The sequence below is a fragment of the Caulobacter henricii genome, assembly GCF_001414055.1.
Taxonomy (GTDB): domain Bacteria; phylum Pseudomonadota; class Alphaproteobacteria; order Caulobacterales; family Caulobacteraceae; genus Caulobacter; species Caulobacter henricii.
In genome coordinates, this window is sequence record NZ_CP013002.1 from 3,756,599 (window position 1) to 3,783,106 (window position 26,508).

The window sequence follows — 26,508 nt, forward strand, 5'->3', positions numbered from 1 at the left end:
GGGCGTCCATGCAGAGCTTTAATCAGCACTCCATGGACGCCCGACACCCGTTTGATTTCCTGACCAACCCTGAGCGGTTCATGGCCTTCTCACGGTGGGCCGCGCCGATGTTCGGGGGCATTGCCGCCGGACTGGCCGTCATCGGCCTGGCCCTGACCTTTGCCGCGCCGGAGGATTACCAGCAGGGCGACACGGTGCGGATGATGTTCATCCATGTGCCCGCCGCAGTCATGAGCATGCTGATCTATCTGTTCCTCGGCGGGGCCAGCCTGCTGTCCCTGGTCTTCCGCCACGCCCTGGCCGACGCCGCCGCCCGGGCCTGCGCGCCCCTGGGAGCCGTCTTCACCGCCCTGGCCCTGATCACCGGCTCCCTGTGGGGCAAGCCGATGTGGGGGACCTGGTGGCAATGGGACGCCCGCATGACCTCGGTGCTGGTGCTGTTCCTGTTCTATCTCGGCTATCTGGCCCTGCGCGGCGCGCTGGAGGACGAGCAGAAGGCGGCCCGCGCCGCCGCCATCCTGGCCCTGGTCGGCCTGATCAACCTGCCGGTAGTCAAGTTCTCGGTCGACTGGTGGAACACCCTGCACCAGGGTTCCTCGACCCTGTTCGCCCGGCCGGAAAACCGGCTGCCGGCCGTCTATCTCTGGCCCTGGGCCCTGATGAGCCTGGCCTATCTGTCGGCCTTCGGCTCGCTGTGGCTGGTGCGCATCCGGGCCCTGGTCTGGCGGCGCAAGGCCCGCGCCCTGGCCCTGCGCCGGGCAGAATCCTGATCATGGGGCGCTGAGATGCACTTCGATTTCGATGCCGGGAAATACGCCGTCTATGTCTGGCCGGCCTTTGCGGTCAGTGCGGCGGCCTTTGGCTGGATGATCTTTAGCAGCCTCAGCCTGGCCCGGCGCTGGAAACAGGAGGCCGAGCGGCTGCAGGCCGAACTGGCGGCCGGAACCGACGCCCCATGAAGCGCTGGCTGGCCTTCGCGCCCCTGGCAGTCCTGGCGGCCCTGGCCCTGCTGTTCGCCGGCTATGCCCTCAAGCGCGACCCAAAGATCCAGCCCCACGCCCTGGTCGGCAAGCCGATGCCGGCCCTGACCCTGCCCGACCTGTCCACGGGCCAGCCGGTCGCCCTGACGGACATCACCCGCGGCGGGCCGGTACTGGTCAATTTCTTCGCCTCCTGGTGCGCGCCCTGCGAGATCGAGCACCCGCAGCTGATGGCCCTGAACGCCCAGGGCGTGAAGGTGATCGGCATCGCCTACAAGGACGCCCCGCCCAATACCCAGGCCTTCCTGACCCGGCTCGGCGACCCCTTTGCCGCCCGGCTCGTGGATCGCAAGGGCGAGGCGGGCCTGGAATTTGGCGTCACCGGTGTGCCGGAGACCTATCTGATCGGCTCGGACGGCATGATCCTGGCCAAGCATACCGGCCCCCTGACGCCGGAAGCGGCCGAGGATCTGCTGGCCAAGGCCCGCTAGAAACGGTCGTCCCGGATCTCCACTCCGCTGCGGCGGGGATGACAGGGTTCAAGGTGCGCTGACAGGTCGCGGCGCTTCCGCGTTAACCCAACATTGACCATGCTCGCAGACTTTCAGTTAACCATGTTACACTTCGAGTCATGAGCACCGTCCGTCCCGCCGGCTGGCCTTCGGCCCCCGCCAGACCCGCCTCGACCCCTGCGTCGGGCGGCGCGGCGACGCGTTCGGCCTTTTTCCAGGCCGCCATGGGCGACGCCGCCCCGGCCCGGCCGGCTCCGGCCGCCGCCGCGGTGCAAATGCAGGCCCAGACCCAGGCCCAACCGCAACGCCAGCCCCCGGCCCGGCCCTTCGTGCAGCCGGAAACCCAGCCGCAGAAGATCCTGCGCCCGGGCTCGCTGCTGAATATCGTGATTTAGGAGGGCCTTAGGCCGCCTTCTTGGCGGCCTTGTCCTTCTTGGGCTTCTTGTCTTTCTTCGGCTTGTCGGCCTTGGCCTTCTTGGCCTTGGGCTCGGCGTCGACTCCCGGATGCAGGTCGGCGCCGGCCATGTCGGCCAGCAGGCTCAAAAAGCCGTCGCGCTTGCCGGGCTTGAGCAGGGCGAGGATCCGGGCATCGGCCATGGCCACCATCGGCGCGACCTCTTCCAGAATGGCCCGGCCCGAGTCTGACAATCGCACGCTGTTGGCGCGGGCATCCTGGTCGGAGCGCTGGCGTTCCAGATGGCCCTTGGTGATCATCCGGGCGACCATGTCGGCCAGGGTCGAGCGGTCAATGCCGGTGGCCTTGACCAGGGCCGTCTGGGTGACGCCCTCGTTCTGGGCCACGGCCGAGAGCACTGCGAACTGGCGCTGGGTGATGCCCGCCGCCCCGCATTCCTCCGCATAGATATCCAGCGCCAGTTGCAGCACCCGGTGCAACAGATGGCTCGGCGACCGCTCCAGCAGGCCTCCGCTCTTTTCAACCTTGGTCTTGGCCATGACTTCGCCTTCGTCCGATCCGCCGACGGACTACCCCTATCATTGTAACACGTCGATTTGACGACGGTGATCCGTGAACGGCGGAACGACCGCCCCCAGGGGCCTAAAAGCCGGCGTCAGGGGGCTCGGGTGCGGCCGGCTCCTCGCCCTTGGCCATGTGCTTCATCATGAACGGCACCTGGGTCAGGGAGAAGATGATCGCCAGGGGCAACAGGGCAATGCGGAACTTGACCCAGTTGGGCGTGTCCTGGGTCAGGCGGACAATTTCGTTCAGGATGGCCACGAGGGCGAAATAGCCGCCATAGCGCAGGGTCAGGGTCCGCCAGGCCGCGTCGGGCAAATGCATGGCCTCGCCCATCAGGGCCTTCAGGGGCGCGCGGTTCATCAGGGCCCCGCCGATCATGAAGGCCGCCAGGGCACCGTTGACCACCGTGACCTTGATCTTCACGAACACGTCGCTGTGGAAGATCAGGCCCAGGGTCCCGAAGATCAGGGCCATGACGCCCGAGAACAGCGGCAGCAAGGCGACGCGGCGTTCGACGGCATAGCCGACGGCCAGGGCCACGGCCGATGCGGCGACCAGCACCCAGGTGGCGGTCTCGAAGTTCTTGGTGGTGAAATAGGCGACGGCAAAGGCGATCGGCGCGCCGTAATCGACGGCGGTCCGAACCCAGGCGGCCTTGTTTTTCGGTTCGCTCAAGACCTAGTCCTCCAGCCCGACCAGCGAGCGCGAGAAAGCGCGGGCATTGAACGGTTGCAGGTCCTCGACGCCCTCGCCCACCCCGATCAGCTTGATCGGACTGTCGCTGGCCCGGGCCACCGGCACCAGAACACCGCCACGGGCCGTGCCGTCCAGCTTGGTCATGACAATGCCGGAGACGCCGACCTGGTTGCCGAAGATCTTTTCCTGGGCCAGGGCGTTGCGGCCGACCGTGGCGTCCAGCACCAGAAGGGTCTCGTGCGGATAGTCGGGATCGACCTTCTTCACCACCCGGATGACCTTCAGGAGCTCGTCCATCAGGCCCTGCTTGTTCTGCAGGCGGCCGGCGGTATCGATCAGCACGACGTCATAATGCTCGGCCTTGGCCCGCTCGACGGCCTCATAGGCCAGGGCGGCGGCATCAGAGCCGGTGGGCTTGGACATGAAGTCGGCCCCGGCCCGGTCGGCCCAGACCTTCAGCTGCTCGACGGCCGCGGCGCGGAAGGTGTCGCCGGCGGCGATCAGGACACGGGCCCCCTTCTCGGTCAGGTCCGACGCGATCTTGCCCAGGGTAGTGGTCTTGCCCGAGCCATTGACGCCGATGAACAGCACCACATAGGGACGCGGGCCTGACAGGGGATCAAAGCGGCCTTCGCGGTCAGCCAGTTCGGCGGCGACCAGCTCGGCCAGGGCTTCCTTGACCTCGTTCTCCGTCGAGGAGCGGCCAAACCGCGCCTTGCCGAAGGCCTCGGTGATGCGCGCGGCAATCTGAGGGCCCAGATCGGCCTCGATCAGCATCTCTTCCAGGGCGTCCAGCTGTTCCTGATCGAGGGGCTTCTTGGTGAAGACGCCCGCGACCTGCTCGGTCATGGCCTGGGACGACCGGGTCAGGCCCGATGTCAGGCGCTGGAACCAGCCTTGTTTCTGCTCGGGCTTATCGCTCATCAGCGCTCCTTTAGGGGAACGGGCGAAAGTGTAAATCAGATATTACCGCCACATGGTTTCCGCCGCCGGCCCGCCCGTGGCATGAACGGTCATGGACCCGCTCCTCGACCCGACCGCTGACCCCCTGGCGACGGCCCTGTTCTGGCTGGACTATGCCGCCGCTGCCGTGTTCGGGGCCACCGGTGCCCTGGCCGCCGCGCGGCGCAAACACGACATCATCACCTTCGGCTTCTTCGCGGCGATCACCGGCGTCGGGGGTGGAACCCTGCGCGACCTGCTGATCGGAGCCCCGGTCTTCTGGATCCAGAGGCCGGGCTATATCCTGGCCTGCCTGGCGGCGGCGGCAGTGATCTGGTCCCTGGGCAAGCGCGGCTGGCGGTTCCGGGCCCTGCTGTGGCTCGACGCCCTGGGCATGGCCGCCTATGCGGTGGTCGGCACGGCCAAGGCCCTGAGCCTCGGAGTCCACCCGATCACCGCCGTGGTGATGGGCGTCCTGACCACGGCCTTTGGCGGCGTGATCCGCGACGTGCTGGCCGAGGAGCCCAACCTGCTGCTGCGACGCGAGATCTATATCACGGCCGCCCTGCTGGGGGCCTCGGTGTTCGCCGTACTGCAACTGCTGGGCGCGCCGTTCTGGCCGGCCGGCATCGCCGGCTTCGTCGCTGCGTTCGGCCTGCGGGCGGCGGCGATCAAGCTCGGCTGGAGCCTTCCGGGGTTCGCCGGCGGCGAAGTGATGGCGGCGGTCGAGGACGAATCGCAAGGCCGGCGCCCAAGGATCCCGAGTCATGATGATGAAATTTCATCATGACCATTCTCAAGATCAATAATCCTGCCCCTTGCCTTCGCCGTCAGAACGCACAATCTGTCTGTAGCGGGCCGGGCCCCTCTGACGTACCACGCAGCTGAAGGGCGCGGTCGTGATGTCGGACCGCATCGGGTGCGCTCGATGCCGGGTCCAGTGGGTCGTCCCCCCCCCCTCAAGAACCCAGCAACCCCGGCGTCGGGCGCACCCTCCCAACAGAGGAGAGCCCAAGATGTCAATCAGCACCCTTCAAGCCGCGCGAACGCGCATCGTCGAGACCTGGACCCCGGCCCAACTCGATCAACTCGACGCCCTGGTGGCCGCCTGCGCCCTGGTCGCCCAGGCCGACGGCTGGGTAACGCCGGATGAGCGGGGCCGGATGCTGGACCGCATGCGCGGTCTGCCGGCCCTGGCCCTGTTCGGAATCGATGATGCTCTGGAGGCCTTCGAGGCCCTCGACCAGCGCTTTGAGCAGGATCCTGAGACCGCCCGCTTCGAGGCCGAAATGGCCATTCGCCGCCTGCGCGGCCGGGACGATGTGGCCCGTCTGGTGGTCAATTCAGCCTGCGCCGTGGCGGCGGCCGATGGCGGACTGGATGCCGAGGAACGCGACGTCCTGTTGAGGATCTGCGATCTGCTGGCCCTGCATCCGATCCAGTTCGATCTGATCACGGCGGCGGGGCGGCGATGAGAGTCGGCGGCTACGCACCCCCCACCGCCTGGGTCTCACCGCAACTGGCCCAGCAAGCCCTGGTCCAGGCGGCATCCCACGCCAGCCAGCCGACCGCCAAGCCCGTGACCGAACCCGACAGGGTCGATCGCAATCCGGCGCCGCGCCCCCTGAACCGGGGCTTTCTGGATATCCGCGTCTAGACCCTCCGGAGTCTGCTGGATCGTGACACTGCCCCTACAGGATTGACCTGTGGGGGCAGCCGTCATGCCGCGATGCCTCCGCCGTCAAGGCCTGCCTCAAGACCCATCCGCCGCGAACGACCTGAGCCTTTCAGGTCCGGCGGACCCTAGGACCTGAACAAAACCATGGAATTTCTGAACCTGCCGGTGATCGGCAAGCCGCTCTGGATGTGGGCGGGCTTCATGCTGGCGGTAGTGACCCTGCTGGCCTTTGACCTGGGCATACTGAACCGCAAGACCCGCGAGATCGGCGTCCGCCAGAGCCTGGTGATGTCACTCGTCTATATCAGCCTGGGACTGGGCTTCGGCGGCCTGGTCTGGATGCAGCTGGGCGCGACCGCCGGAGTCGAATACCTGACCGGCTTCGTGATCGAGAAAAGCCTGGCGATCGACAATGTCTTCGTCATTGCCCTGATCTTCGGCTTCTTCGCCATTCCGCCGGCCCTGCAGCACCGGGTGCTGTTCTGGGGCATTCTCGGCGTGATCGTGCTGCGGGCCATCATGATCGGTGTCGGTGCCGCCCTGGTCAGCGAGTTCGGCTGGGTGCTGTACATCTTCGCCGCCTTCCTGATCCTGACCGGCGTGAAGATGCTGTTTGCCGGCGACAAGCCCATGGACCTGGCCAATAACCCCGCCCTGAAATGGCTGCGCCGCGTGCTGCCGATCAGCGACACGCTGCACGGTGACCGCTTCTTCGTTCAGGGCATCGACTCGCGTACCGGCAAGGCCGCCCGACTGGCCACCCCGCTGTTCCTGGCCCTGGTGCTGGTCGAGCTGGCCGATCTGGTCTTCGCCGTCGACTCGGTGCCGGCGATCTTCGCCATCACCACCGATCCCTATATCGTCTACACCTCCAACATCATGGCGATCCTGGGCCTGCGGGCTCTGTACTTCGCCCTGGCGGCCGTGTTGCACCGCTTCGCCTATCTCAAGCAGGCCCTGGCCGTGCTGCTGGTGTTCATCGGCGGCAAGATCTTCATCGCCGACGCCCTGGGCTGGGAGAAGTTCCCCGCCGCCCTGTCGCTGTCGATCACCTTCGCCATCCTGGCCGCCGGCGTCGGCTGGTCTCTGTGGAAGACCCGCAAGGCCCCCGCCCTTCCGGGGGCTCCCGGCGCAAGCGCCTAAGCGCTCGCCCGGTCCTCCGGGCGATCTGAAGAAGAACCGGGTCGGACCCTGTCCGGCCCGGTTTTTTCATGGCTGTGACGGGGGAGGTGACCCCTGCAGAAGGCCTGCGGGAATCCCTTTGTTCTGAGGTTGAAGATCGCGACGATGACTGCCGCAGTCGGGAACAAGCTGTGGCCGCTAGGTGTCGTGGTCCGGGTGCTGGCGCGACGCCACCGAGCCGCCCGGCCCGATCGGCGGCCGCACCGGCATCTGCGCCAGATGATCCATCCAGGCCGGCCGACCCTCGACAGCCAGCTGAACCCCGGGCTCAACCACCGACGGGTCATCGAAGGCGAAGACCGCCAGATCGATCTTGCTGTCGCTCCACGCGAAGGTCAGGGGCGTACCGCAGGCGGCGCAGAAGCCGCGCTGGATCTGATCCGAACTCTGGAAATGGGCCGGGGCGCCGCGCGTCCAGGTCAGGTTAGCCACCTCGACCGTAACCAGCGCTCCGAACGGGCCGGCAAAGGCCTTCTGGCACATGCGGCAATGGCAGATCGAGGCGCGGCCGGGGTCTCCCTCGACCCGGAAGCGGACGGCACCGCACTGGCAGCCGCCGCTCAGGCTCACGGCACCCGCTCGGCGATCACCCGCGACCCGTCATGGCCCGTGACCCGGAAGGCCAGGATCTGGCCGGAGGGTGCTTCGCCCGCAAAGGCGATCTCGGTGAAATCCTCGGCCCGGGCGACGCCGTCGCGCTCGACCAGGCCCGACAGCACGCGGCCGACCTGGCGCTGCAGGTGACGCTCCAGTCCCGCCTGCCCCGCTTCACGCAGGCGACGGGCGCGGTCCTTGATCACCGTCCCCCTGACCGGCGGCATCCGCGCGGCGGGTGTGCCGGGGCGGGCGCTGTAGGGGAAGACGTGCAGGAAGGCGAGGCCGGCTTCTTCCACCAGTTTCAGGGTGTTTTCGAACGCCTCATCGGTCTCGGTCGGGAAGCCGGCGATCAGGTCGGCGCCGAAGGCGGTGTCGGGACGCACGCGGCGCACCTCGGAGACCAGCTTGAGTGCATCCTCGCGGTTATGGCGACGCTTCATCCGCTTGAGGATCATATTGTCCCCGGCCTGCAGTGACAGGTGCAGATAGGGCATCAGGCGCGTCTCGGTCTCGAGCAGCCTGAACAGATCCGGATCGATCTCGGCCGCGTCGATCGACGACAGGCGCAGGCGCGGCAGGTCGGGCACCAGCTTGAGGATCCGGCCCACTAGTTGGCCAAGCGTCGGCTGACCCGGCAGGTCGGTGCCCCACGAGGTGACGTCGACGCCGGTCAGCACCACCTCATTATAGCCCTCGGCGGCCAGACGGCGGATCTGTTCGACCACCTCACCGGCCGGGGCCGAGCGCGAATTGCCGCGTCCGAACGGGATGATGCAGAAGGTGCAGCGGTGGTCGCAGCCGTTCTGGACCTCGACATAGGCCCGGGCGCGGTCCTTGAGGCCGGCGATCAGGTGACCGGCGGTCTCCTTGATCGACATGATGTCATTGACCCGCACGCGGGTGGAGGTGTCGAGCAGGGCACCGGGCGCGGCCTTTTCGGCATTGCCCAGGACAAGGTCGACTTCCGGCATGGCGGCGAAGGCGGCGGGGTCGATCTGGGCGGCGCAGCCGGTGACGATCAGCCGGGCGTCGGGCCGCTCCCGCCGCGCCTTGCGGATCGCCTGCCGGGCCTGGCGCACGGCTTCATTGGTCACGGCGCAGGTGTTGAACACCACCGCGTCCGACAGGCCGTCAGCGCTGGCCCGCGCCCGGATGGCCTCGGACTCATAGGCGTTGAGCCGGCAGCCGAAGGTGACGACATCGACGCCGTCGGGACCCGACGAGACCACCGCCGGGCCGCCCTCTTCGCCGATGGCGGGCTTGGGCGCCGGCGGGCGCGAGATGACGGTGTAGGTCGTCACGACTTTTCCATGAACGCCGCGAAGGCGTCCTTCCAGTCGGGATGCCAGCGCGACAGGGCCGGGCGGTTTTCGATGATGTCGCCCATGGCCCAGGCCATGCGCTTTTCATCGACCGCGCGGGTGACGTCATTGTCGGGGCACAGGATGTAGAAGTCGCCGGCCTCGATGCGGGCCAGCATGAAGTGGACGACCTGCTCGGGCGTCCAGGCCGCGTCGGGCTTGCCGCCCGGACCGCGCTTGGTCATGCCGGTGAAGGTGTAGCCGGGGATCAGCAGGTGGGCGGCGACCTGGCAGTCTTCGGTCTGGCGCAGGGTGTGGGCCAGGCCCTCGGTCAGGGCCTTCACCGCCGACTTGGAGACATTATAGGCCGTGTCGCCGGGCGGCTGGGTGATGCCCTGCTTGGAGCCGGTATTGATGATCAGGCCGGGACGACCCGACAGGGCCATCTCCTCGCCGAACACCTGCACGCCGTTGATCACGCCCCACAGATTGACGTCGAGGATGCGCGACCAGGCGTCGTCGCCGGCGAAGGCATCGCCACCGCCGCCGACCCCGGCATTGTTCATCAGCACGTCGACCGCGCCGAACTTTTCGATCGCGACAGCCTTCAGGGCCTCGACGGCCGCGCGGTCGGCGACGTCGGTGGGCACGGCGATCGCGCCGATGGCCTCGGCTTCCTGTTTCAGCTTGCGACCGGTGACGTCGGCCATGACGACGTTGAGGCCCAGCTCGCGGAAGATCTTGGCGGCGGCCAGGCCGATGCCGTCGGCGGCGCCGGTAATGACCGCCGTCTTGCCGGCCTCAAGGGCGGGATGAAGGCTCATGCGACGACCTTCTCCGGCAGCTTGCCGGTGTATTCCAGGGTGATCGGGCCGGTCATGATCACGTGGCCGTCGGCCTCGCGCCATTCGATGACCAGGCTGCCGCTCTCGAATTCGACGGTGGCGGTGCGGTCGGTCAGGCCCCGGCGCACGGCGGCCACCTGGGCGGCGCAGGCGCCGGTGCCGCAGGCCAGGGTCAGGCCCGCGCCGCGCTCCCAGACTTTCAGTCTGATATGGTCGCGGGACTGAACGTGCGCGAAGCCGACATTGACGCCTTGCGGGAACAGCGGGTGATGCTCGACCAGCGAGCCGGTGCCGGTGGCGAAGGCGTCGGTGACGGGCGCGTCGACGAAGAACACCACATGCGGATTGCCCATCGAGACGCAGACCGGCGTGTGGACCAGCGGCGCGTCGATCGGACCGACCTGCAGCTCGACCCGCTCGGTATTCATCTCCTCCGACAGCGGGATCTGGGTCCAGTCGAGGCCCGGCCGGCCCATATCGACTGTGACCCGCTTGTCGCCGGCCATCTGGCCCGACAGGCGGCCGGCCACGGTATCAAAGGCCACGCTGTCCTTGCCGGCCGGCTGCATCAGCAGCCAGGCCACGCAGCGCGTGCCGTTGCCGCAGGCCCCGGCCACCTCGCCGTCTGCATTCCAGAACCGGACATAGGCCGATGCGCCCGCGCTGCGCGGCGGGTCGATGGCGATGACCTGGTCACAGCCGATGCCACCATCGCCGCGTTTGGCGATGGCGCGGATCGCCTCCGGCGTCGGCTCGAAGGGCTGGCTGGCGGTCTCGATCACGACGAAGTCGTTGCCGAGGCCGTTCATCTTGAGGAAGGTGCGGCTCATGGTGGGGGCTATATAGTGGAAAACCGTCGCCAAGTCAGAGCCGGGTGTGTGCCGCGCTCATTTGACCCCCAGTCAGCGACCAGGAAGGACGACGTTTGAGCAACAGGGACCAACAGGGCCTCCGCCTGCGCGCCCGTCTGCGCGCCCTCTATCACGGGGCCTCGCCGACCGCCGTGCGGTTCCGTTATGCGGTGATCGGCGTCGACCTGCTCGTCATCGCCTTTTTCATCGCCGCCCCGACGATCCGCAATCACGGCCTGGCCTTTTATCTCGCGGACTATGCGGCCGCGACCTTCCTGGCCCTGGACATGTCTGCCCGTGCCATCGCCCATGGCGACATCCGGGCCTGGCTGAAAAAGCCCATTGTCTGGGTGGATCTGTTCGTTCTGGCCACCCTGTTGTTCCCGACCTGGCTGCTGAACCTGGGGTTCCTGCGGGTGGTGCGACTGTGGACCCTGATCCACAGCGAGTTCTTCTGGCACACCGTGGGCCGGCGTTACGACAACACCCGCGTCGAGGAGATCGCCAAGGCCGCCTCGTCCTTGCTGACCTTCGTCTTTGTGATCACTGGCTTTGTCTATTCCAGCTTCGCAGGGCGGCATGACGGCGTGACCGGCTATGTCGACGCCCTCTATTTCACGGTCACCAGCCTGACCACCACAGGCTATGGCGACATCACCCTGCCGGGGGTTTGGGGCAAGCTGCTGTCGATCGCGACCATGCTGGGCGGGGTGTCGCTGTTCATCAGCCTGATCCAGTCGATCCTGCGGCCTCACAAGGTGACCTATCAGTGCCACGATTGCGGCCTTCGCCGGCACGATCCCGACGCCGTCCACTGCAAGGCCTGCGGCAAAATGCTGAACATTCCCGACGACGGGGTCTAATCCTCCGACAGTAGCTCTGGCGCGGGTCAGATTTTTCGATACCGTCCCGCGCCATGACCCTGCTTCGCACCTGTTCCGCCGGGGCCCTGGCCCTGACCCTGCTCTCCCACGGCACCGCCCTGGCCCAGGACAGCGACCCGCATCTGGCCCTGGAGGCGGTGGAAAGCCCCGACTCCCTGGCCTGGGTGAACCGGGAAAACGCCAAGACCCTGCCGGTCCTGTCGGGCGATCCGCGCTTTGCCGGCCTGCAGGCTGAGGCCCTGACCATCCTGTCGGCCAGGGACCGCATCGCCGCGCCCAACTTCATCGGGACCAGCGTCTTCAATTTCTGGCAGGACGCGACCCATGTGCGCGGCATCTGGCGGCGCACGACCCTGGCTTCCTACAAGACCGTTTCGCCGGTCTGGGAGACGGTGCTGGATCTGGACGCCCTGGCCAAGGCCGAGGGCAAGAACTGGATCTGGAAGGGAGCCGACTGCCGTCCAAAGACCCACGATCGCTGCCTGATCAACCTGTCCAACGGCGGCAAGGACGCGGTTGAGGTCCGCGAGTTCGACCTGACGACCAGGACCTTCGTGGAGGGCGGCTTCCGGCTGCCCGAAGGCAAGCAGAACGTCGAGTGGCTGGATGCCGACACCCTGATCCTGACCCGCGACTGGGGCCCCGGCACCACCACCGACAGCGGCTACGGCATGGTCATCAAGACCCTCAAGCGCGGCCAGGCCCTGAGCGACGCCGTCGAGGTGTTCCGCGGCCAGAAGAGCGACGTCTCGGCCCGGCCCAATGTGCTGCGCGACGCCGCCGGCAACCGGGTGGTGCTGATCGACCGGGCTACCGACTTCTTCCACACCGAACGCAATGTCTGGACAGACGGCAAGGTCGTGCCCCTGGCCATCCCGCAGAGGGCCGGTATCGCCGGCCTGCTGAACGGCCGGCTGATCGTCGAACTCAATGAGGACGGTCTGGGCGCCAAGGCCGGTTCGATCATTGCCGTGACGCCGGATGCGGGCCTGGCCACCAGCCTGATCTTTGCCCCTTCGAGCGTGCAGGCGGTTGACCAGGTGACCGTCACGGATCGCACGGTGGTGGCCGCGATCTATGACAATGTGCGCGGCGGGGTCTTCACCTTCAAACCGGCGGGCGCGACCTGGACCAAGTCCACCCTGCCCGGCCTGCCCAATGCCTCGGTGTCACTCGGCTCGCATTCTGACGAGGGCGACCAGATCTTCTACAGCGTCGAGGGCTTCACGACCCCGACCCAGCTTAAACTGGCCGATGCGGTCAGCGGCGCCTCCGAAACCGTCAAGGCCCTGTCGGCCCAGTTCGAGGGCGGCAATCTCGAGGTCGAGCAGAAGGTCGCTACCAGCAAGGACGGCACCAAGGTCCCCTATTTCCTGATCCATCCCAAGGGCCACAAGCACGATGGCTCCAACCCGACCCTGCTGCACGCCTATGGCGGCTTCAACCTGTCGAAACTGCCGGTCTATGACCCGCTGATCGGCAAGCTGTGGCTGGAAAAGGGCGGCAGCTATGCTGTCGCCAATATCCGCGGCGGCGGCGAGTTCGGGCCCGCCTGGCATGAGGCGGCCCTGAAGGCCAACCGCCAGCGCGCCTTCGACGACTATTACGCCGTGGCCGAGGACATGATCGCCAAAAAGATCACCTCGCCGCGCCATCTGGGGGCCTATGGCCGCTCGAACGGCGGCCTGCTGATGGGCGTGGCCCTGACCCAGAGACCGGATCTGTGGAATGCCGTGGTGGTCGAAAGCCCGCTGCTGGACATGATCCGCTACACCGTGCTGCCGGCCGGCGCCTCGTGGATCGGCGAATATGGTGACCCGGCCATCCCGGCCGAACGGGCCTGGATCGAGGCCTATTCGCCCTATCAGAACCTCAAGCCCGGGGTGAAATACCCGCTGGCCTATATCACCACCTCGACCAAGGATGACCGGGTCCATCCCGGCCATGCCCGCAAGTTCGCAGCCCGGCTCGACGATCTGAAGGTCGATAACCTCTATTTCGAAAACACCGACGGCGGCCACGCCAATGGCGCGGACCCCAAGTCCAATGCCCGCCGCTGGGCCCTGCACTATACCTACCTGTCGCGTCAGCTGATGGATCACTAGTTCTATGCGCAGCCTTGTCCTTGCCCTCCTCGCCTCCACGAGCCTGATGACCGCCTCCCACGCCGCCGAACCGACTCCGGCCAAGGCCGAGATCCGCACACCCCTGTCGGAGCTGGGCAAGGATGATCCCTATCTGTGGATGGAGGAGATCGAGGGAACCCGGGCCATGGACTGGGCCAAGGCCCGGAACGGCAAGACCCTGCCGGTCCTGCAGGGCGATGCCCGCTATGCGACGCTGGAGGCCCAGGCCCTGGCCATCCTCAATGCCAAGGACCGGGTCCCCGGCGTCTCGTTCGGAGGCGACGGGTCCCTGCGCAATTTCTGGCAGGATGCCAGCCACGTGCGCGGCCTGTGGCGCCAGACGACCCTCGAAAGCTACCGCACCGCCGAACCCGTCTGGGAGACCATCCTCGACATCGACGCCCTGTCGAAGGCCGAGAACGCCAACTGGGTCTATAAGGGCGCCAGCTGCCTGCCGCCGGAAGAGACCCGCTGCCTGATCACCCTGTCGAACGGCGGCAAGGACGCGGTCACGGTTCGCGAGTTCGACACCTCGACCCGGAGCTTCGTGGCCGGCGGCTTCAACCTGCCCGAGGGCAAGCAGAACTATAGCTGGCTGGATAAGGACACCCTGCTGGTCGCCCGCGAGTGGGAGCCGGGCCAGGTCACCAAGTCGGGCTATGCCTATGTGCTGAAGACCATGAAGCGCGGCCAGCCGCTGTCGGCGGCCCAGGAGGTCTATCGCGGGACCGAGACCGACGTATCGGTCAGCCCCTTCGTGCTGCGCGACGCCGACGGTGTCACCCAGGCGGTGATCGCCTATCGCGGCGTGACCTTCTTCGAGAGCGAAAAGCACCTGTTGACCGACAAGGGTTCGGTCAAGCTGGACCTGCCCCTGAAAAGCTCGATCCAGGCCTTGGTCGACGGACAGATGGTGGTGCTGCTGGAGCAGGACTGGGCGGAAAAGGGCTTCAAAACCGGCGACCTGATCAGTTTCGACCTCGCCGCCCTGAAGGCTGCCCCGGCCACCACCAAGGCCATGCTGGTGCTGCGGCCGACCGCCCGCCAGTCGGTGGAGCAGGTCACCACCACCCGCACCAAGCTGGTCGTCGCCCTGCTGGACAATGTCCGGGGCGTGGCCCAGGTCCTGACCCATGGGGCCAAGGGCTGGAGTGCGCAGACCCTCGCCCTGCCGGCCAATGCCTCGATCGGCCTGGGGTCCAGCGCCGAAAAGGACGAGCGCCTGTTCGTTACGGTCACCGGCTATCTGACTCCCTCGACCTTCTGGCTGGCCGATGCCGGCAGTCTGAAACTCGAACAGGTCAAGGCCTCCCCGGCCCGTTTCGATGCCTCAACCCATGTCGTCGAGCAGTTCGAGGCCACCAGCACGGACGGGACCAAGGTCCCCTATTTCGTCGTGCGCCCCCGGGCCGCCAAGTCTGACGGAAACAGCCCGACCCTGCTCTATGCCTATGGCGGCTTCCAGGTCTCGATGACCCCGGCCTATTCGGGCGTGATGGGCAAGCTGTGGCTGGAACGCGGCGGCACCTATGTGGTGGCCAATATCCGCGGCGGCGGCGAGTTCGGCCCGGCCTGGCATGCGGCCGGGCTGAAGGAGAACCGCCAGAAGGTCTATGACGACTTCTTCGCGGTCAGCCAGGACCTGATCACCCGCAAGATTACCTCGCCCCGGCGGCTGGGAATCATGGGCGGCAGCAATGGTGGCCTGCTGATGGGCGTGGCCCTGACCCAGCGCCCCGAGCTCTACAATGCCATCGTCGTGCAGGTGCCGCTGTTCGACATGATCCGCTACAGCCAGATCGGGGCCGGGGCCTCGTGGGTGGGCGAGTATGGCGATCCGGCCATACCGTCAGAGAGGGCGGTCATCGCCAAGTATGACCCCTATTCCAACCTCAGGGCCGGCCAGAAATATCCCGAGGTCTTCATCGAGACCTCGACCAAGGACGACCGCGTCCATCCCGCCCACGCCCGCAAGGCGGCGGCGCGTCTCGAAGAGCTCGGCTATCCGGTCCTCTATTACGAGAATATCGACGGTGGTCACGCGGCCAGCGCCAACCTGGCCGAGACCGCCCGGCGCCAGGCGCTGGAATATGTCTATCTGTCGCGCAAGCTCATGGATTGATTGGGTAAAGTCGATTTACCCGAAACGGGGTTTCGTCAACACTAGGGAAATCTATCTGGGCCAGACTTGCGGCTGACCACACCGGTCGCAAGTCACCCCGAGCCCCTAGTCCTTGAAGATCGACGTCGTCTCCGCCCTTGATCTGAGCCCCGCAGACATCGCCCGCTGGTCGAGCCTGCAGGTGGGGCCCCTGCGCCTGGACTCGCCCTTCCTGTCACCGCGCTGGACCCAGGCCGTGGCCCGGGCGCTCGATGCGACAGGCAAGAAGGCCAGTGACGTCAAGGTCGCCATCCTGCGCGACGACACGGGTCAGGCAATCGGCTTCCTGCCGTCCCGGGTCCGGTCCGATGTCGGCATGCCGGTCGGCGCGCCGATGTGCGACTATCAAGCCCTGGTCGCGGCCCCGGGTGTCGCGATTGACCCCCGCCAATTGCTGGCCGCCCTGCATGTCCACCGCCTCGACTTCTGTCACATGCAGGCCGATGACGAGACCCTGGCCCGCCATGGGCGCGGCCAGGCCGATTCCTGGATCGTCGAGGCGCCGGACGGCTATGCCGCCTATGAGGCCGGCCGACGCGCTGCGGGCTCAGGCGTACTCAAGGACATCGACAAGAAGCGCCGCAAGGCCGAGCGCGAGGTCGGACCGGCGGTCTTTACGGCCCTGTCGAACAGCCGCGCCGATTTCGAGCAGCTGATCGCCTGGAAGCGGGCTCAACTGGTCGCCACCGGCCAGACCGACTATTTCCGCACGCCCTGGGTCGTGGCCCTGGTCGACGCGCTGTTTTCGACCCGCGATCCGGACTTCGGGGGCGGTCTCTACAGCCTGCACCTCGGCGGCGAGCTGGCCGCCGTCCATCTGCACCTGCGCGGCAGCCACACCATTCATGGCTGGCTGATCGCCCACAATGCCGCCTTCGAGCGCTATTCACCCGGCCTGATGCTGTTCCAGGACATCCTGAAGAGCATGGACGGCGGGCCCTATGTCCGCCTCGATCTCGGGGCCGGCGACTACCGGTTCAAGCGCGAACTGTCCAATGCCCGCCAGACCGTGGTGTTCGGCTTCTATGGCTCGCCCTCCCCGGCCGCCTTTGTGCGCAGCGCCGCCTATGGCGTGCGCCAGATGGCCGAGGCCCTGCCCCTGGGCCGGATGTCGCAACTGCCCGGCAAGGCCATGCGCCGGCTGGACCTGTTGCGCGGGCTGCACTAGCGCCCTTTTGTCCGACCCTGATGAAGCCATCAGGTCGGAAAAGGCTCTAGCCGGCAAAGAAGGTCCGGCAGATCGCATCGCCGGTGGCTTCGGACAGCACCCGTTCGGGATCCAGCTCCATCAGCCGCCCGCCATTGTCTTCGGCTTCCACCTTGATCTTCTGCTGCTCGACCAGGGTCTTGCTCCTGGCTTCACGGATCTTGACGCGGACGACCAGCCGATTGATCGGGTTCAGGCTGGGCTCTTCCGGTCGCCGCAGCTGCAACCGCTCGACCTTGAGATCCAGCCGCAGGTCCTTGCCCACCGCACACTCGGCCAGATGGTCGTTGACGGCGTCGGTCAGGGTGGTCGCGAAGTCGTTCGATGGCCCCGAACCCCATTGGAAACCAGAGTCGACCGTGACGGTCCGGACGGAGGCCTGTGGCGCGGCCACGGCCGGCGCGCCGACAAGGGAAAGGCTCGCGACCAGGGCGGCGATCAGGGTTTTCATGGCGGTCTCCACAAGGTTTCCGCCCTTAAAGCCAAGGTGAGATGAACCTCAGATGAGCGGTCTCAGCCCCGGCCCTGCCCCAGCCGCACGCGCTGCGGATCGATCCGCCCGGCCTCCCGCGCACGGGTCCAGCCCAGGGTTTCGACATCTTCGCGGAAGGCAAAGCGCAGCAGATGATCGGCGACCACCTCCTCCAGTCGCGCCAGGCCTTCGCGCCCCGAGGTCTCGACCGTGATGTCGAGCCCGGTCTCGTCCGCCACCATCCGGCAGTCGCCGGACGGCAGGGGAATGCGGGCGGTGGTCTCGTCAAAGGTGACCACGAACCTGTGGCCCCAGTGCCTGGCCAGCTGGGTCATGTAGCGGGCCGCTTTGTCGGTGGTCAGGCGGGCATGGCTCTGCAGGAGGGTCTCCATCAGACGCGCTCGATGACGCCGGCCGCCTCGTCCAGGGCCCGGGCGATCTGCTGAACCTGGTCGGCCGACAGTTGGCCTGCGGTCAGTTTCAGGCGCAGGGCCGTCTTGAGGTTTTCCCGGGCCCGCAAGATCTGCGGCGAGAAGGCGGCGCTGCGGGCCGCGGCCTCGGCCATCCGCTCGAACAGGCTTTTGACCGGCTGGGCATTGGCCTGAAGGAAGGCTTCGCCCTCCGGGGTGATGGTGTGCAGCTTCTTGCCGCCCCCGGCCTCGCTGACCGTGATGTAGCCCAGCTCTTCCAGCAGGGTCAGGGTCGGATAGACCACGCCCGGACTGGGGCTATAGGCACCGCCGGCGGCGCTTTCGATGGCCTTGATCAGTTCGTAGCCGTGGCTGGGCTTCTCGGCGATCAGCTTGAGGATCACGAAGCGCAGGTCGCCGTGGTCAAAGAACCGGCCCATGCGGCCGCCGCCGCGATGACCGCGCCCGTGCTCATGACCGTGAAAGCCGAAAGGGTGACGGCTGTGATGACCGTCGCAGGGACCGCCAAAGCGGCGATGATGGTGTCGTCCAAACATAGGGTTTTCGATCCTGTTTCGTTATATCGAAATTATAGATATATCGAAATTGTCGGACCGCAAGAGCCTGTTTAGATATATCTGAAATGATCGCTACAGGCGCGTCAGGCCGCCTGCAGGGTTTCAGCCAGCAAGCGCCCCTCGGCCGCCCGGGTGGAGCCCGCCCGCCAGGCCACGACGATCTCGCGGCTGGAATGGGCATGGTCCAGGGGGCGGACGGTGACGGCGGCCTTGTCGGTCAGGCCGGCCTGGACCGCCATGGCCGGCAGGAACGAGATGCCCAGGCCCGAGCCGATCATCTGCACCAGGGTCGGCAGGGAGGTGGCGGCAAAGCTCTCCTCATCACCAAACCCCTTGGGGGCCTCCAGGCCGCAGGCGGCCAGGGCGTGGTCGCGCAGGCAGTGGCCGTCCTCCAGCAGGATCAGGTCGTCATCGGCCAGGCTGTCGGGATTAACCCGCACCGAGGCGGCCATCGGGTGATTGGCCGGGGCGGCGGCCAGCAGTTCGTCATCCTCGACATGGGCCCAGTCCAGGCCGGTCATGTCGTAGGGCAGGGCGATCAGGGCCGCATCCAGGGCCCCCGCCTTCAGGCTGGCGATCAGGCGCTGGGTCAGGTCCTCGCGCAGGAACAGCCGCAGCTTGGGAAAGCGGTCGCGGAGCAGCGGCAGGGCGCGGGGCAGGAGATAGGGCGCTACGGTCGGGATCACGCCGAGACGGAACCGGCCGGCCAGGGGCAGGCCGGCCCCGCGCGCCGCCTGAACCAGGTCCTCCGTGCGGGTCAGGATATCCTGGGCACGACGTACAGCCTCCTGGCCTGCCGCCGTCAGGATCACGCCCGACCGGGCCCGGTCGACCACCGCCGCCCCGAGGATCTTTTCGAGTTCCTGGATGCCTGCCGACAGGGTCGGCTGGGTGACATGGGCGCTCTCGGCGGCGCGGCTGAACGAGCCATGTTCCGACAGGAGCTTGAGATATTGCAGTTGGCGCAAGGTGGGGAGCATGCCGCATCTATAGGCCTATCAGGCACTTTTGCATAGAGCAGGCCTATCCACAGAAATGATTTAATCGATTGGACCTATCGAACGCCGCCCGGTACACAGGCCTCACCTTTTTTCGGGAGCACTCCATGTCCTTGATCAACACCACCATCAAACCCTTCACCGCCGAGGCCTTCAAGGCCGGCAAGTTCGTCACCGTCAGCGACGCCGACCTGAAGGGCAAGTGGTCGGTCGTGTTCTTCTATCCGGCCGACTTCACCTTCGTCTGCCCGACCGAACTTGAGGACCTGGCCGACAACTACGGCGAGTTCCAGAAGCTCGGCGTGGAGATCTATTCGGTCTCGACCGACACCCACTTCGCCCACAAGGCCTGGCATGACTCGTCGGAAGCCGTCGGCAAGATCGCCTACACCATGGTCGGCGACCCGACCGGCACGATCACCCGCAATTTCGACGTCATGATCGAGGAAGTCGGCCTGGCGGATCGCGGCACCTTCGTCGTCGACCCGGACGGCAAGATCCAGATCGTCGAGATCACTGCCGGCGGCATCGGCCGTGACGCCTCCGAGCTGCTGCGCAAGGTCAAGGCCGCCCAGTACGTCGCCGCACACCCGGGCGAAGTCTGCCCGGCCAAGTGGGAAGAAGGCGAAAAGACCCTGAAGCCCTCGCTCGACCTGGTCGGCAAGATCTAGACCTTAAGACTGCCTCCGCGCGGATCGCCCCCCGGTCCGCGCCCCTGGCACCGTCGCCCGCTGCGGCTCTCCACGCAGCCGGCGGCGGTGCCTCCCCCCCCCCTGAAAATGCCATGCGATCCTCCCGACGGGAGAATTGCGCCCTGAAGTCGGAGCCCGCCATGTTGGACGACAGCCTGAAGACCCAGCTGACCGCCTATCTGCAGAACCTGCGTCAACCGATCACGCTCGTCGCCTCGCTGGACGACAGCCAGGGTTCCAGAGACATGAAGGCCCTGCTCGAGGATGTGGCCTCCACCTCCGACAAGGTGAGCCTGAACCTGACGGGTGACGACGCCCGCAGGCCGTCCTTCGCCATCACCCGCGCGGCCGGAGATGCCTCGGTGCGTTTCGCGGGCCTGCCGCTGGGCCATGAATTCACCTCGCTGGTGCTGGCCCTGCTGCACGTCGGCGGTCACCCGCCCCGGTTCGAGGCCGAGCTCCTCGACCAGGTCAGGGCCCTGGACGGCGACTATCACTTCGAGACCTATTTCTCGCAGTCCTGCCAGAACTGCCCGGACGTGGTTCAGGCCCTCAACACCATGAGCGCCCTGAACCCCCGCATCAGCCATGTCGCCATCGACGGGGCCCTGTTCCAGGCCGAGGTCGAGGCGCGCCAGATCATGGCCGTACCGACCATCCTGCTGAACGGCCAGCCCTTCGGCCAGGGCCGCATGGATCTCGAACAGATCCTGACCAAGCTGGACACCGGGGCGGCCGACCGGGCGGCGGAAAAGATCAGGTCCAAGGACGCCTTCGATGTTCTGGTGATCGGTGGCGGCCCGGCCGGCGCGGCAGCGGCGATCTATGCGGCCCGCAAGGGCATCCGCACCGGCATAGCGGCAGAGCGCTTCGGCGGTCAGGTGCTGGACACCATGGCCATCGAGAATTTCATCTCGGTCTCGCACACCGAGGGTCCCAAGCTGGTCTCGGGCCTGGAGCAGCACGTCAAGGACTATGAGGTCGACATCATGAACCTGCAGAAGGCTGTGGGTCTGGTGCCGGCCCGCACCCCGGGCGGCCTGGTCGAGGTCAAGCTAGAGAACGGGGCCAGCCTGATGTCGCGCAGCGTGATCCTCTCGACCGGTGCCCGCTGGCGCAATGTCAATGTGCCCGGCGAGGCCGAGTACAAGAACCGCGGCGTGGCCTATTGCCCCCACTGCGACGGCCCCCTCTACAAGGGCAAGCGCGTGGCGGTGATCGGCGGCGGCAACAGTGGCGTCGAGGCTGCCATCGACCTGGCCGGCATCGTCGCCCATGTGACCCTGATCGAGTTCGACAACCAGCTTCGTGCCGATGCGGTCCTGCAGCGCAAACTGGCCAGCCTGCCCAATGTCGCCATTGTCACCTCGGCCATGACCAGCGAGATCCACGGCGACGGCAGCAAGGTCATCGGTCTCAGCTACAAGGACCGGGTCAGCGAGGCGGTGCATCGCCTCGATCTCGACGGCGTTTTCGTCCAGATCGGCCTCGTACCCAATACCGAATGGCTGAAGGACAGCGGCGTGGCCCTGACCCCGCGCGGCGAGATCGAGGTGGATCAACGCGGTGAGACCTCGATCCCCGGGGTATTCGGGGCCGGGGACGCGACCACCACGCCTTACAAGCAGATCATCATCGCCATGGGCGAGGGGGCCAAGGCCTCGCTCTCGGCCTTTGACTACCTGATCCGCCTGCCGACGGCCGAGACCCAGGCCGCCGCCTGACGCTCCAGGCCTGGCGGGACCGCAAGCCGTCGCCCCGGCCCTGGTGTCCGGGGCGACGGTTTTCGCGTTTCAGACGAATCACAGGTCCAGGTGCGACGTCTGCGCCCTCGACAGACAACTTGACCTTCGACTACTTTGTTAACCTCTGAGCAAGGGATTCGGGGTCGGGCCGGCTATCACGCCGCAACCCCTTGGGACAAGGTGGGCGACATGAGGCTGCTGTCGAAAAACGTGCGGGACACGAAGACGGTGAAGCCGGCAATGCTGGTGGAAGACGCCGGCCGTCCGGAGTTCTCCGAGCGGCTTATCGAATCCACCCAGGCTATCGGCGTCCGTTATGAAACCATCCATGGCGGGCTCGACAGCATCAGCCGCGTCGTCGAGCACCTGAGGGCCATTGAGCCCCTGCTCGCCGAGATCCGTCAGCCGGTCGCCGAAGAGTTCGAAGCCCGTCGCGCCGAGCATGCCGAACTGATCGCCCTGCGTGCGAATTATGAACAGGCCCTGCGTCAGGTCGCTCAGGCCCAGACCGAAGAACGCGAACTGACCGCCCGGCTGGCCACGGCCCAGACAGCCCTCGGCGAGTCGGACGCCCGCATCCAGGCCCAGGACTCGGCCCTGGAGGACAATGCCCTCGAGATCGACCGCCTGCGCAACAGCCTGCTGCAGTCGGACCTGAAGGTCGGCAACCTCGATGCCTCGCTGCGCGACGCCACCGGCCGCATCGAGCACTTGGTCCAGGACGTCGACACCCTGCGCACCCAGAGCCAGGATATCGACGCGCGCCGCGGTGAGGCCGAGGCCTCCCTGGCCCGCGCCAGCCAGGAAAACGCCCTGCTGGTCGAGGAAGTCGCGACCCTCAAGAAGCGCATCGACCAGTCCGGCATCGACATCGCCCGCCTGTCGCGCATCGAGACCGATCTGGAGGCCCAGATCGCCGCCGAGCGCGCCCGCTTGCAGGCCGCCGAAAACGCCCTCGCCGTCCACCAGTCGGACTCGGGCCGCACCATTCGCGGCCTGGAGAGCCAGGTCGAGGCCGGTCGCGCCGAGATCTCCGCCCTGCAGACCCGTCTGGAGACCGCTACCGGCCGGGCCGACAAGCTCGAGGAAATGAACGGTCAGATCTCGCAGCGCCTGGCCGAGTCCAGCGCCCAGCAGCAGGCCGTCGAACGCCGCGCCGGCGACCTGAACGTGGCGCTCGAACGCGCCCTGGACCGGATCCGCACCCTGGAAGACGAGGGCGAGGGCCTGCGTCAGCGCCATGCCGGCGTCGACACCGCCCGGGCCGCCGCGATCGAGCGCGCCGACCAGCTGGCCAAGGCCGCCGTGGCCCACGACAAGACCCTGCAACGGGCCGAGGAGCGCGCCAACCAGCTGCGCGTCCGGCTCGAGACCATGCAGGAAGCCCAGGATACGTCGCGCCGCCAGCACGAGGACAAGCTCGCCGAGCTGCAGGCCCAGATCGAGCGCCTCACCTCCGAAGCCGCCCTGGCCGAAGGGGCGCTGGAAGCGGCTCGCCGCGATCGCTCGCGTCTGCAGATGGCCCTGCTGGGCGCCACGGAAGGCGATCTGGCTGAGGCCGGCTGAGTTTCCCCCGACCCCAAAGTCCGGAAAAGGGCGGCCCCTGTGGCCGCCCTTTTTTGTATTGGCGCGCGCTGAGGATCAGTCGGGCTTGCCGCTTTCGACCTGGCGTTTTAGCCGCGCAACCTGCTGGCCGATCACGCCATCGACCGGGGCCGCGATCCTGTCGAGCCCGCCCTTCATATAGCCGCCGACATCATAGGTGACGGTCAGACGGGTCTTGCCCTCGGCTTCGGTCAGCAGAAAGCCCAGATGCCCGCTGGCACCACTGGACTGCAGAGGACCGAGGGCCCCGAACAGCACCAGCTTCTGGTTGGGCGCGGCATTGACGGTGCTCAGGTGCAGCACCGAGCCGCCGCCCGGCAGTTTTTCGCAGAAACAGCCGCCCGAGGCGGCCGCCAGGGACAGATTGGCGGCGGATCCCGACCAGGTGTGCCGACCATCCCACCAGCTTGCCGGCTGAACCAGGACACCCCAGACCCGGGCCGCCGGGGCGGCGATCTCGACCTCGTGCCGAACCTGGAAACCGCCGGGCGTGGCATCCGTCACCTCGGCACGGGCCGCCGTGCCGGACAGGGCCAGGGCGACAATGGCAATCCAGAGCTTCATGTGACGCTTCCCTTGTTGGTGCCGGGCAGCGTTCCCGCCCTGCGAGGTCAGCGTCAAGCTTCAGGTGTTCCCTTGGCGGAATGATCGCGCTAGGCTTTGGCCATGAACACGACCCAGAGCGGTCGTCGGGGCTTCGGGCTCCGTCGCGCCCAGGACCTTCTCCGCTCCGTATGACGCTCCTGACCTGATCGGGCGAGACGCCGCGCCTGCGGCTCAAGGACGGCAAGGCCGTCAGCGAAACCTACGGACTTCAAACCGATGACCATCACCACACCCGACTGGGCCGCGCGTTTCAGCGAGCGCATGGCCCGCGTTCGCGCCAGCGAGATCCGCGAACTTCTGAAACTGCTGGACCAGCCCGACATCCTGTCCTTTGCCGGCGGGATCCCCCATCCAGACCTGTTCCCGACCGAAGCCATCCAGGCCGGCTATGAGGCCATCCTCGCCGACCCCGCCCAGGCGGCCCAGGCCCTGCAGTATTCGGTCAGCGAGGGCTATCGGCCGCTACGCGACTGGATCGCCGCGCGCATGACCCGCGACGGCATGCCCTGTAACGCCGGCAACATCATGCTGACCGCCGGTTCGCAACAGGCCCTCGACCTGCTGGGCAAGCTTTTCCTGACCCGCGGCGACACGGTGATGGTGGCCCGGCCGACCTATCTGGGCGCGCTGCAGGCCTTCAATGGCTATGAGCCGAAATATCTGGATCTGCCGGAAAACGGCCTGTCCCAAGGACTCGTCGCCACGGTGCGCGAGCGGGCCATCGGGGCCCTGGGCTATTTCGTCCCCGATTTTGCCAATCCGACCGGCCTGAGCCTGACCCTGGCCGAGCGCGAGACCCTGCTGCCCCTGGCCGACGACCTGGATATGACCCTGATCGAGGACGCCGCCTACCGCGAGCTGCGGTTCAGGGGCGAGGCCTTGCCGACCCTGCTGTCCCTGGACATTGCCCGGTCCGGCGGGATCGAGCAGGTCCGCACCCTGTTCTGCGGCACCTTCTCCAAGACCCTGTCGCCGGCCCTGCGTATCGGCTGGGTCTGTGGCCCGCAGGCCGTGATCGAAAAACTGGTCCTGCTGAAGCAGGGCGCGGACCTGCACGTCTCGACCATCAACCAGATGGTGGCCCATCGGGCCGTGGCCGAGGGCTATGACCAGCATCTGGGCCGGCTGCGGGCGGCCTATGGCACCAAGGCCCGCACGATCCTGACCGCCCTGGAGCGGCATATGCCGGCGGGCGTCACCTGGTCGGAGCCCCAGGGCGGCATGTTCGTCTGGGTGTCGCTGCCCGAGGGGATGGACGGCAAGGTGGTGCTGGAGCGAGCCCTGGCCGAGGAGCGCGTCGCCTTCGTGCCGGGCGAGCCGTTCTTCGCCGAGGTCGCAACCGCCAATGCCCTGAGGCTCAGCTATTCCTTGCCCGACACGGACCAGATCGAGGACGGCGTGGCGCGGCTGGCGCGGCTGATCGGGCGGATGACCTAGTCCGGCGGTGAGGTCACCGTGGCCCCGGTTGCCTTCAGCTGGTCCAGCACGCCATTGGCCGGAAGCAGGACAGCCAGGTCGACCACCGCCACCGTAACGCCCGGACGGCTCAGGGCGCTCGACAAGGCACCCGCCGACTGGCCGATCTGCTGCTCCAGAAGCTTGCCGCCCCCGGGTGATCGCAGCAGGCAGCGCTGGGCGGCACTGGCCGAATAGCGGGCGCGGACGCTGGCCAGATCGCCCCGCGCCCAGTCGAAACCGATCGTGGTGGGCCGGCCGCCGTCATATTCCAGCTCGTCCAGAGCATCGCGCAGACAGGCCAGCTGGGCGTCCCTCGACAGCTTGCCGGCGGCGCTGACCACCGCGCTCATGCGGTACTGGCCCATGGCCTTGATCCGGACCTTGCGGGCCCTCGCCATCCGCTCGATCGTGCTGACCGGCTTGGCTTCGGAGAGCCCGGCAGCCTGGCGGAAGTCCGACAGCAGCAGGAAACCGGCGATGGCTGGCTGCCAGCCCTTGTACTCGCCGGCGCCTTTCTTCGCCCGGGTGCGGCCCGAAATGAAGCGGGCCTTCAGGTCAGGGGGCAAGCCATCCTCCAACCTTTCGCCCAGGCCCTGACGCAGACCGGCGCCGCCTTTCAGAACGAAGCCCGCGATCTGGCCCGGACCGACCGAGGCCCTGGGCGGGATCAGCAGCAGATCGGCCTGGTCCAGAGCCCGCTCCAGGCGCGGGCTTTTCCAGGCCAGTTGATGGGGCAGGGGAACGGCGGAGCCGACCACATAGAGCCGGGCCTCGCCCTTCTGGACCAGCCAGACGGCCGGTCCGGGTGCCCGGGCCACGACCAGAAGTTCCTCAACCACGGCACTGCCGGGATCTTCCGGGGCGAGGCCAGGCTCAACGGTCTGGGCGTGGGCGACGGCTGACAGCGCGAAAAACACGATCGCGGTGAGAGTGGACTTCACGGACGCCATGTCACCTTCGCAGTCAACAAACTCAATCCTGTCATCCCGGATAGCCTCTGCGA

At 67.1% G+C, this 26,508-nt stretch carries 29 protein-coding genes; 16 read left to right on the top strand and 13 right to left on the bottom strand.

Annotated elements, in window-relative coordinates; genetic code table 11:
- Positions 1-32 precede the first annotated feature (32 nt).
- The 4 genes from ccmC to AQ619_RS17580 all read left to right on the top strand — a co-directional run bounded on the left by ccmC (position 33) and on the right by AQ619_RS17580 (position 1,887).
- The gene (gene ccmC / locus AQ619_RS17570) at positions 33-770 is read left to right on the top strand and encodes a heme ABC transporter permease CcmC (protein ID WP_062150760.1); all 738 of its coding nucleotides are present in this window, start codon (positions 33-35) and stop codon (positions 768-770) included.
- A 15-nt stretch (positions 771-785) separates the two neighbouring features.
- Positions 786-959 (top strand): heme exporter protein CcmD, encoded by a 174-nt coding sequence (ccmD, locus tag AQ619_RS18920; RefSeq protein ID WP_084746142.1) that lies wholly within the window; start codon positions 786-788, stop codon positions 957-959.
- A complete protein-coding gene (locus tag AQ619_RS17575; RefSeq protein ID WP_062150764.1) occupies positions 956-1,471 on the top strand; it encodes a DsbE family thiol:disulfide interchange protein in 516 nt (171 codons plus the stop codon). The genes ccmD and AQ619_RS17575 overlap by 4 nt, the downstream gene beginning before the upstream one ends.
- A 140-nt stretch (positions 1,472-1,611) precedes the next feature.
- Positions 1,612-1,887, top strand: a complete 276-nt coding sequence (locus tag AQ619_RS17580) for a hypothetical protein (RefSeq protein WP_062150768.1) — start codon at positions 1,612-1,614, stop codon at positions 1,885-1,887.
- A gap of 7 nt (positions 1,888-1,894) precedes the next feature.
- On the opposite strand, the gene AQ619_RS17585 is transcribed toward AQ619_RS17580, so the two are convergent.
- From AQ619_RS17585 to ftsY, 3 genes are all read right to left on the bottom strand, one after another.
- Positions 1,895-2,446 carry a MarR family winged helix-turn-helix transcriptional regulator gene (locus AQ619_RS17585; protein WP_062150771.1) on the bottom strand — a complete coding sequence of 184 codons (552 nt, stop codon included), beginning with the start codon at positions 2,444-2,446 and terminating at the stop codon, positions 1,895-1,897.
- A gap of 103 nt (positions 2,447-2,549) precedes the next feature.
- Positions 2,550-3,146, bottom strand: a complete 597-nt coding sequence (locus tag AQ619_RS17590) for an inner membrane-spanning protein YciB (RefSeq protein ID WP_062150773.1) — start codon at positions 3,144-3,146, stop codon at positions 2,550-2,552.
- A gap of 3 nt (positions 3,147-3,149) precedes the next feature.
- Positions 3,150-4,091 carry a signal recognition particle-docking protein FtsY gene (gene ftsY / locus AQ619_RS17595; protein ID WP_062150776.1) on the bottom strand — a complete coding sequence of 314 codons (942 nt, stop codon included), beginning with the start codon at positions 4,089-4,091 and terminating at the stop codon, positions 3,150-3,152.
- A gap of 91 nt (positions 4,092-4,182) precedes the next feature.
- On the opposite strand from ftsY, the gene AQ619_RS17600 reads away from it, so the two are divergent.
- The 4 genes from AQ619_RS17600 to AQ619_RS17615 all read left to right on the top strand — a co-directional run bounded on the left by AQ619_RS17600 (position 4,183) and on the right by AQ619_RS17615 (position 6,930).
- Entirely contained in the window at positions 4,183-4,899 is a 717-nt protein-coding gene (locus AQ619_RS17600; RefSeq protein WP_062150779.1) for a trimeric intracellular cation channel family protein, read from the top strand.
- A gap of 226 nt (positions 4,900-5,125) precedes the next feature.
- Positions 5,126-5,584 (top strand): tellurite resistance TerB family protein, encoded by a 459-nt coding sequence (locus AQ619_RS17605; protein WP_084746145.1) that lies wholly within the window; start codon positions 5,126-5,128, stop codon positions 5,582-5,584.
- Positions 5,581-5,766, top strand: coding sequence for a hypothetical protein (locus AQ619_RS17610; RefSeq protein ID WP_062150782.1), 186 nt, complete (start codon positions 5,581-5,583; stop codon positions 5,764-5,766). The genes AQ619_RS17605 and AQ619_RS17610 overlap by 4 nt, the downstream gene beginning before the upstream one ends.
- Before the next feature lie 165 nt (positions 5,767-5,931).
- Entirely contained in the window at positions 5,932-6,930 is a 999-nt protein-coding gene (locus tag AQ619_RS17615) for a TerC family protein (protein ID WP_062150784.1), read from the top strand.
- A gap of 177 nt (positions 6,931-7,107) precedes the next feature.
- On the opposite strand, the gene AQ619_RS17620 is transcribed toward AQ619_RS17615, so the two are convergent.
- Genes AQ619_RS17620 through dapF form a run of 4 tightly spaced genes read right to left on the bottom strand, consistent with a single transcriptional unit; the run spans position 7,108 to position 10,542 of the window.
- On the bottom strand, positions 7,108-7,539 hold the full coding sequence (locus tag AQ619_RS17620) for a GFA family protein (protein WP_062150787.1): 432 nt from the start codon (positions 7,537-7,539) through the stop codon (positions 7,108-7,110).
- The gene (gene mtaB, locus AQ619_RS17625; RefSeq protein ID WP_062150788.1) at positions 7,536-8,867 is read right to left on the bottom strand and encodes a tRNA (N(6)-L-threonylcarbamoyladenosine(37)-C(2))-methylthiotransferase MtaB; all 1,332 of its coding nucleotides are present in this window, start codon (positions 8,865-8,867) and stop codon (positions 7,536-7,538) included. Before mtaB ends, AQ619_RS17620 begins: the two co-directional genes overlap by 4 nt.
- A complete protein-coding gene (locus tag AQ619_RS17630) occupies positions 8,864-9,775 on the bottom strand; it encodes an SDR family NAD(P)-dependent oxidoreductase (protein ID WP_166504297.1) in 912 nt (303 codons plus the stop codon). The genes mtaB and AQ619_RS17630 overlap by 4 nt, the downstream gene beginning before the upstream one ends.
- Positions 9,688-10,542 (bottom strand): diaminopimelate epimerase, encoded by an 855-nt coding sequence (gene dapF, locus AQ619_RS17635; RefSeq protein WP_062150792.1) that lies wholly within the window; start codon positions 10,540-10,542, stop codon positions 9,688-9,690. Before dapF ends, AQ619_RS17630 begins: the two co-directional genes overlap by 88 nt.
- A gap of 95 nt (positions 10,543-10,637) precedes the next feature.
- Here dapF and AQ619_RS17640 point away from each other — a divergent pair, with 95 nt between their 5' ends.
- The 4 genes from AQ619_RS17640 to AQ619_RS17655 all read left to right on the top strand — a co-directional run bounded on the left by AQ619_RS17640 (position 10,638) and on the right by AQ619_RS17655 (position 16,902).
- On the top strand, positions 10,638-11,426 hold the full coding sequence (locus AQ619_RS17640) for a potassium channel family protein (RefSeq protein WP_062150794.1): 789 nt from the start codon (positions 10,638-10,640) through the stop codon (positions 11,424-11,426).
- Positions 11,427-11,479: 53 nt separating this feature from the next.
- Positions 11,480-13,552, top strand: a complete 2,073-nt coding sequence (locus AQ619_RS17645) for a prolyl oligopeptidase family serine peptidase (protein ID WP_062150796.1) — start codon at positions 11,480-11,482, stop codon at positions 13,550-13,552.
- Positions 13,553-13,556: 4 nt separating this feature from the next.
- Positions 13,557-15,695 carry a prolyl oligopeptidase family serine peptidase gene (locus AQ619_RS17650; protein WP_062150798.1) on the top strand — a complete coding sequence of 713 codons (2,139 nt, stop codon included), beginning with the start codon at positions 13,557-13,559 and terminating at the stop codon, positions 15,693-15,695.
- Between the two features lie 112 nt (positions 15,696-15,807).
- Positions 15,808-16,902 carry a GNAT family N-acetyltransferase gene (locus tag AQ619_RS17655; protein WP_062150800.1) on the top strand — a complete coding sequence of 365 codons (1,095 nt, stop codon included), beginning with the start codon at positions 15,808-15,810 and terminating at the stop codon, positions 16,900-16,902.
- A gap of 46 nt (positions 16,903-16,948) precedes the next feature.
- Here the strand turns inward: AQ619_RS17655 and AQ619_RS17660 are convergent, their stop codons facing one another.
- The 4 genes from AQ619_RS17660 to AQ619_RS17675 form a co-directional block, all read right to left on the bottom strand.
- On the bottom strand, positions 16,949-17,392 hold the full coding sequence (locus AQ619_RS17660) for a hypothetical protein (protein ID WP_062150803.1): 444 nt from the start codon (positions 17,390-17,392) through the stop codon (positions 16,949-16,951).
- A gap of 62 nt (positions 17,393-17,454) precedes the next feature.
- On the bottom strand, positions 17,455-17,805 hold the full coding sequence (locus AQ619_RS17665; RefSeq protein WP_166504298.1) for a DUF2218 domain-containing protein: 351 nt from the start codon (positions 17,803-17,805) through the stop codon (positions 17,455-17,457).
- Positions 17,805-18,380, bottom strand: a complete 576-nt coding sequence (locus tag AQ619_RS17670; RefSeq protein ID WP_084746148.1) for a PadR family transcriptional regulator — start codon at positions 18,378-18,380, stop codon at positions 17,805-17,807. The genes AQ619_RS17665 and AQ619_RS17670 overlap by 1 nt, the downstream gene beginning before the upstream one ends.
- 104 nt (positions 18,381-18,484) lie before the next feature.
- Positions 18,485-19,381 (bottom strand): hydrogen peroxide-inducible genes activator, encoded by an 897-nt coding sequence (locus AQ619_RS17675; RefSeq protein ID WP_062150806.1) that lies wholly within the window; start codon positions 19,379-19,381, stop codon positions 18,485-18,487.
- Positions 19,382-19,506: 125 nt separating this feature from the next.
- Between AQ619_RS17675 and ahpC the strand changes: the two genes are divergently transcribed.
- The 3 genes from ahpC to creS all read left to right on the top strand — a co-directional run bounded on the left by ahpC (position 19,507) and on the right by creS (position 23,402).
- Positions 19,507-20,070, top strand: coding sequence for an alkyl hydroperoxide reductase subunit C (ahpC, locus tag AQ619_RS17680; RefSeq protein ID WP_062150809.1), 564 nt, complete (start codon positions 19,507-19,509; stop codon positions 20,068-20,070).
- 161 nt (positions 20,071-20,231) lie between these two features.
- Positions 20,232-21,815, top strand: coding sequence for an alkyl hydroperoxide reductase subunit F (gene ahpF, locus AQ619_RS17685; RefSeq protein WP_062150812.1), 1,584 nt, complete (start codon positions 20,232-20,234; stop codon positions 21,813-21,815).
- Between the two features lie 210 nt (positions 21,816-22,025).
- The gene (gene creS, locus AQ619_RS17690) at positions 22,026-23,402 is read left to right on the top strand and encodes a crescentin (RefSeq protein ID WP_062150821.1); all 1,377 of its coding nucleotides are present in this window, start codon (positions 22,026-22,028) and stop codon (positions 23,400-23,402) included.
- Positions 23,403-23,477: 75 nt separating this feature from the next.
- Here creS and AQ619_RS17695 read toward each other — a convergent pair whose 3' ends face one another.
- Entirely contained in the window at positions 23,478-24,005 is a 528-nt protein-coding gene (locus AQ619_RS17695) for an SRPBCC family protein (protein ID WP_062150823.1), read from the bottom strand.
- 258 nt (positions 24,006-24,263) lie between these two features.
- Here AQ619_RS17695 and AQ619_RS17700 point away from each other — a divergent pair, with 258 nt between their 5' ends.
- Complete coding sequence (locus AQ619_RS17700; RefSeq protein ID WP_062150826.1) at positions 24,264-25,484, top strand: aminotransferase-like domain-containing protein; 1,221 nt, start codon at positions 24,264-24,266, stop codon at positions 25,482-25,484.
- On the opposite strand, the gene AQ619_RS17705 is transcribed toward AQ619_RS17700, so the two are convergent.
- On the bottom strand, positions 25,481-26,455 hold the full coding sequence (locus tag AQ619_RS17705) for a TraB/GumN family protein (protein ID WP_062150829.1): 975 nt from the start codon (positions 26,453-26,455) through the stop codon (positions 25,481-25,483). The genes AQ619_RS17700 and AQ619_RS17705 overlap by 4 nt on opposite strands.
- Positions 26,456-26,508: the final 53 nt, after the last annotated feature.

Coding starts and splice junctions, on each gene's coding strand:
- ccmC (WP_062150760.1), top strand. CDS start 33: ATGGACGCCCGACACCCGTTTGATTTCCTGACCAACCCTGAGCGGTTC.
- ccmD (WP_084746142.1), top strand. CDS start 786: ATGCACTTCGATTTCGATGCCGGGAAATACGCCGTCTATGTCTGGCCG.
- AQ619_RS17575 (WP_062150764.1), top strand. CDS start 956: ATGAAGCGCTGGCTGGCCTTCGCGCCCCTGGCAGTCCTGGCGGCCCTG.
- AQ619_RS17580 (WP_062150768.1), top strand. CDS start 1,612: ATGAGCACCGTCCGTCCCGCCGGCTGGCCTTCGGCCCCCGCCAGACCC.
- AQ619_RS17585 (WP_062150771.1), bottom strand. CDS start 2,446: ATGGCCAAGACCAAGGTTGAAAAGAGCGGAGGCCTGCTGGAGCGGTCG.
- ftsY (WP_062150776.1), bottom strand. CDS start 4,091: ATGAGCGATAAGCCCGAGCAGAAACAAGGCTGGTTCCAGCGCCTGACA.
- AQ619_RS17600 (WP_062150779.1), top strand. CDS start 4,183: ATGGACCCGCTCCTCGACCCGACCGCTGACCCCCTGGCGACGGCCCTG.
- AQ619_RS17605 (WP_084746145.1), top strand. CDS start 5,126: ATGTCAATCAGCACCCTTCAAGCCGCGCGAACGCGCATCGTCGAGACC.
- AQ619_RS17610 (WP_062150782.1), top strand. CDS start 5,581: ATGAGAGTCGGCGGCTACGCACCCCCCACCGCCTGGGTCTCACCGCAA.
- AQ619_RS17615 (WP_062150784.1), top strand. CDS start 5,932: ATGGAATTTCTGAACCTGCCGGTGATCGGCAAGCCGCTCTGGATGTGG.
- AQ619_RS17630 (WP_166504297.1), bottom strand. CDS start 9,775: ATGGCGCGAGGCCGACGGCCACGTGATCATGACCGGCCCGATCACCCT.
- dapF (WP_062150792.1), bottom strand. CDS start 10,542: ATGAGCCGCACCTTCCTCAAGATGAACGGCCTCGGCAACGACTTCGTC.
- AQ619_RS17645 (WP_062150796.1), top strand. CDS start 11,480: ATGACCCTGCTTCGCACCTGTTCCGCCGGGGCCCTGGCCCTGACCCTG.
- AQ619_RS17650 (WP_062150798.1), top strand. CDS start 13,557: ATGCGCAGCCTTGTCCTTGCCCTCCTCGCCTCCACGAGCCTGATGACC.
- AQ619_RS17660 (WP_062150803.1), bottom strand. CDS start 17,392: ATGAAAACCCTGATCGCCGCCCTGGTCGCGAGCCTTTCCCTTGTCGGC.
- AQ619_RS17665 (WP_166504298.1), bottom strand. CDS start 17,805: ATGGAGACCCTCCTGCAGAGCCATGCCCGCCTGACCACCGACAAAGCG.
- AQ619_RS17670 (WP_084746148.1), bottom strand. CDS start 18,380: ATGTTTGGACGACACCATCATCGCCGCTTTGGCGGTCCCTGCGACGGT.
- AQ619_RS17675 (WP_062150806.1), bottom strand. CDS start 19,381: ATGCTCCCCACCTTGCGCCAACTGCAATATCTCAAGCTCCTGTCGGAA.
- ahpC (WP_062150809.1), top strand. CDS start 19,507: ATGTCCTTGATCAACACCACCATCAAACCCTTCACCGCCGAGGCCTTC.
- ahpF (WP_062150812.1), top strand. CDS start 20,232: ATGTTGGACGACAGCCTGAAGACCCAGCTGACCGCCTATCTGCAGAAC.
- creS (WP_062150821.1), top strand. CDS start 22,026: ATGAGGCTGCTGTCGAAAAACGTGCGGGACACGAAGACGGTGAAGCCG.
- AQ619_RS17695 (WP_062150823.1), bottom strand. CDS start 24,005: ATGAAGCTCTGGATTGCCATTGTCGCCCTGGCCCTGTCCGGCACGGCG.
- AQ619_RS17700 (WP_062150826.1), top strand. CDS start 24,264: ATGACCATCACCACACCCGACTGGGCCGCGCGTTTCAGCGAGCGCATG.
- AQ619_RS17705 (WP_062150829.1), bottom strand. CDS start 26,455: ATGGCGTCCGTGAAGTCCACTCTCACCGCGATCGTGTTTTTCGCGCTG.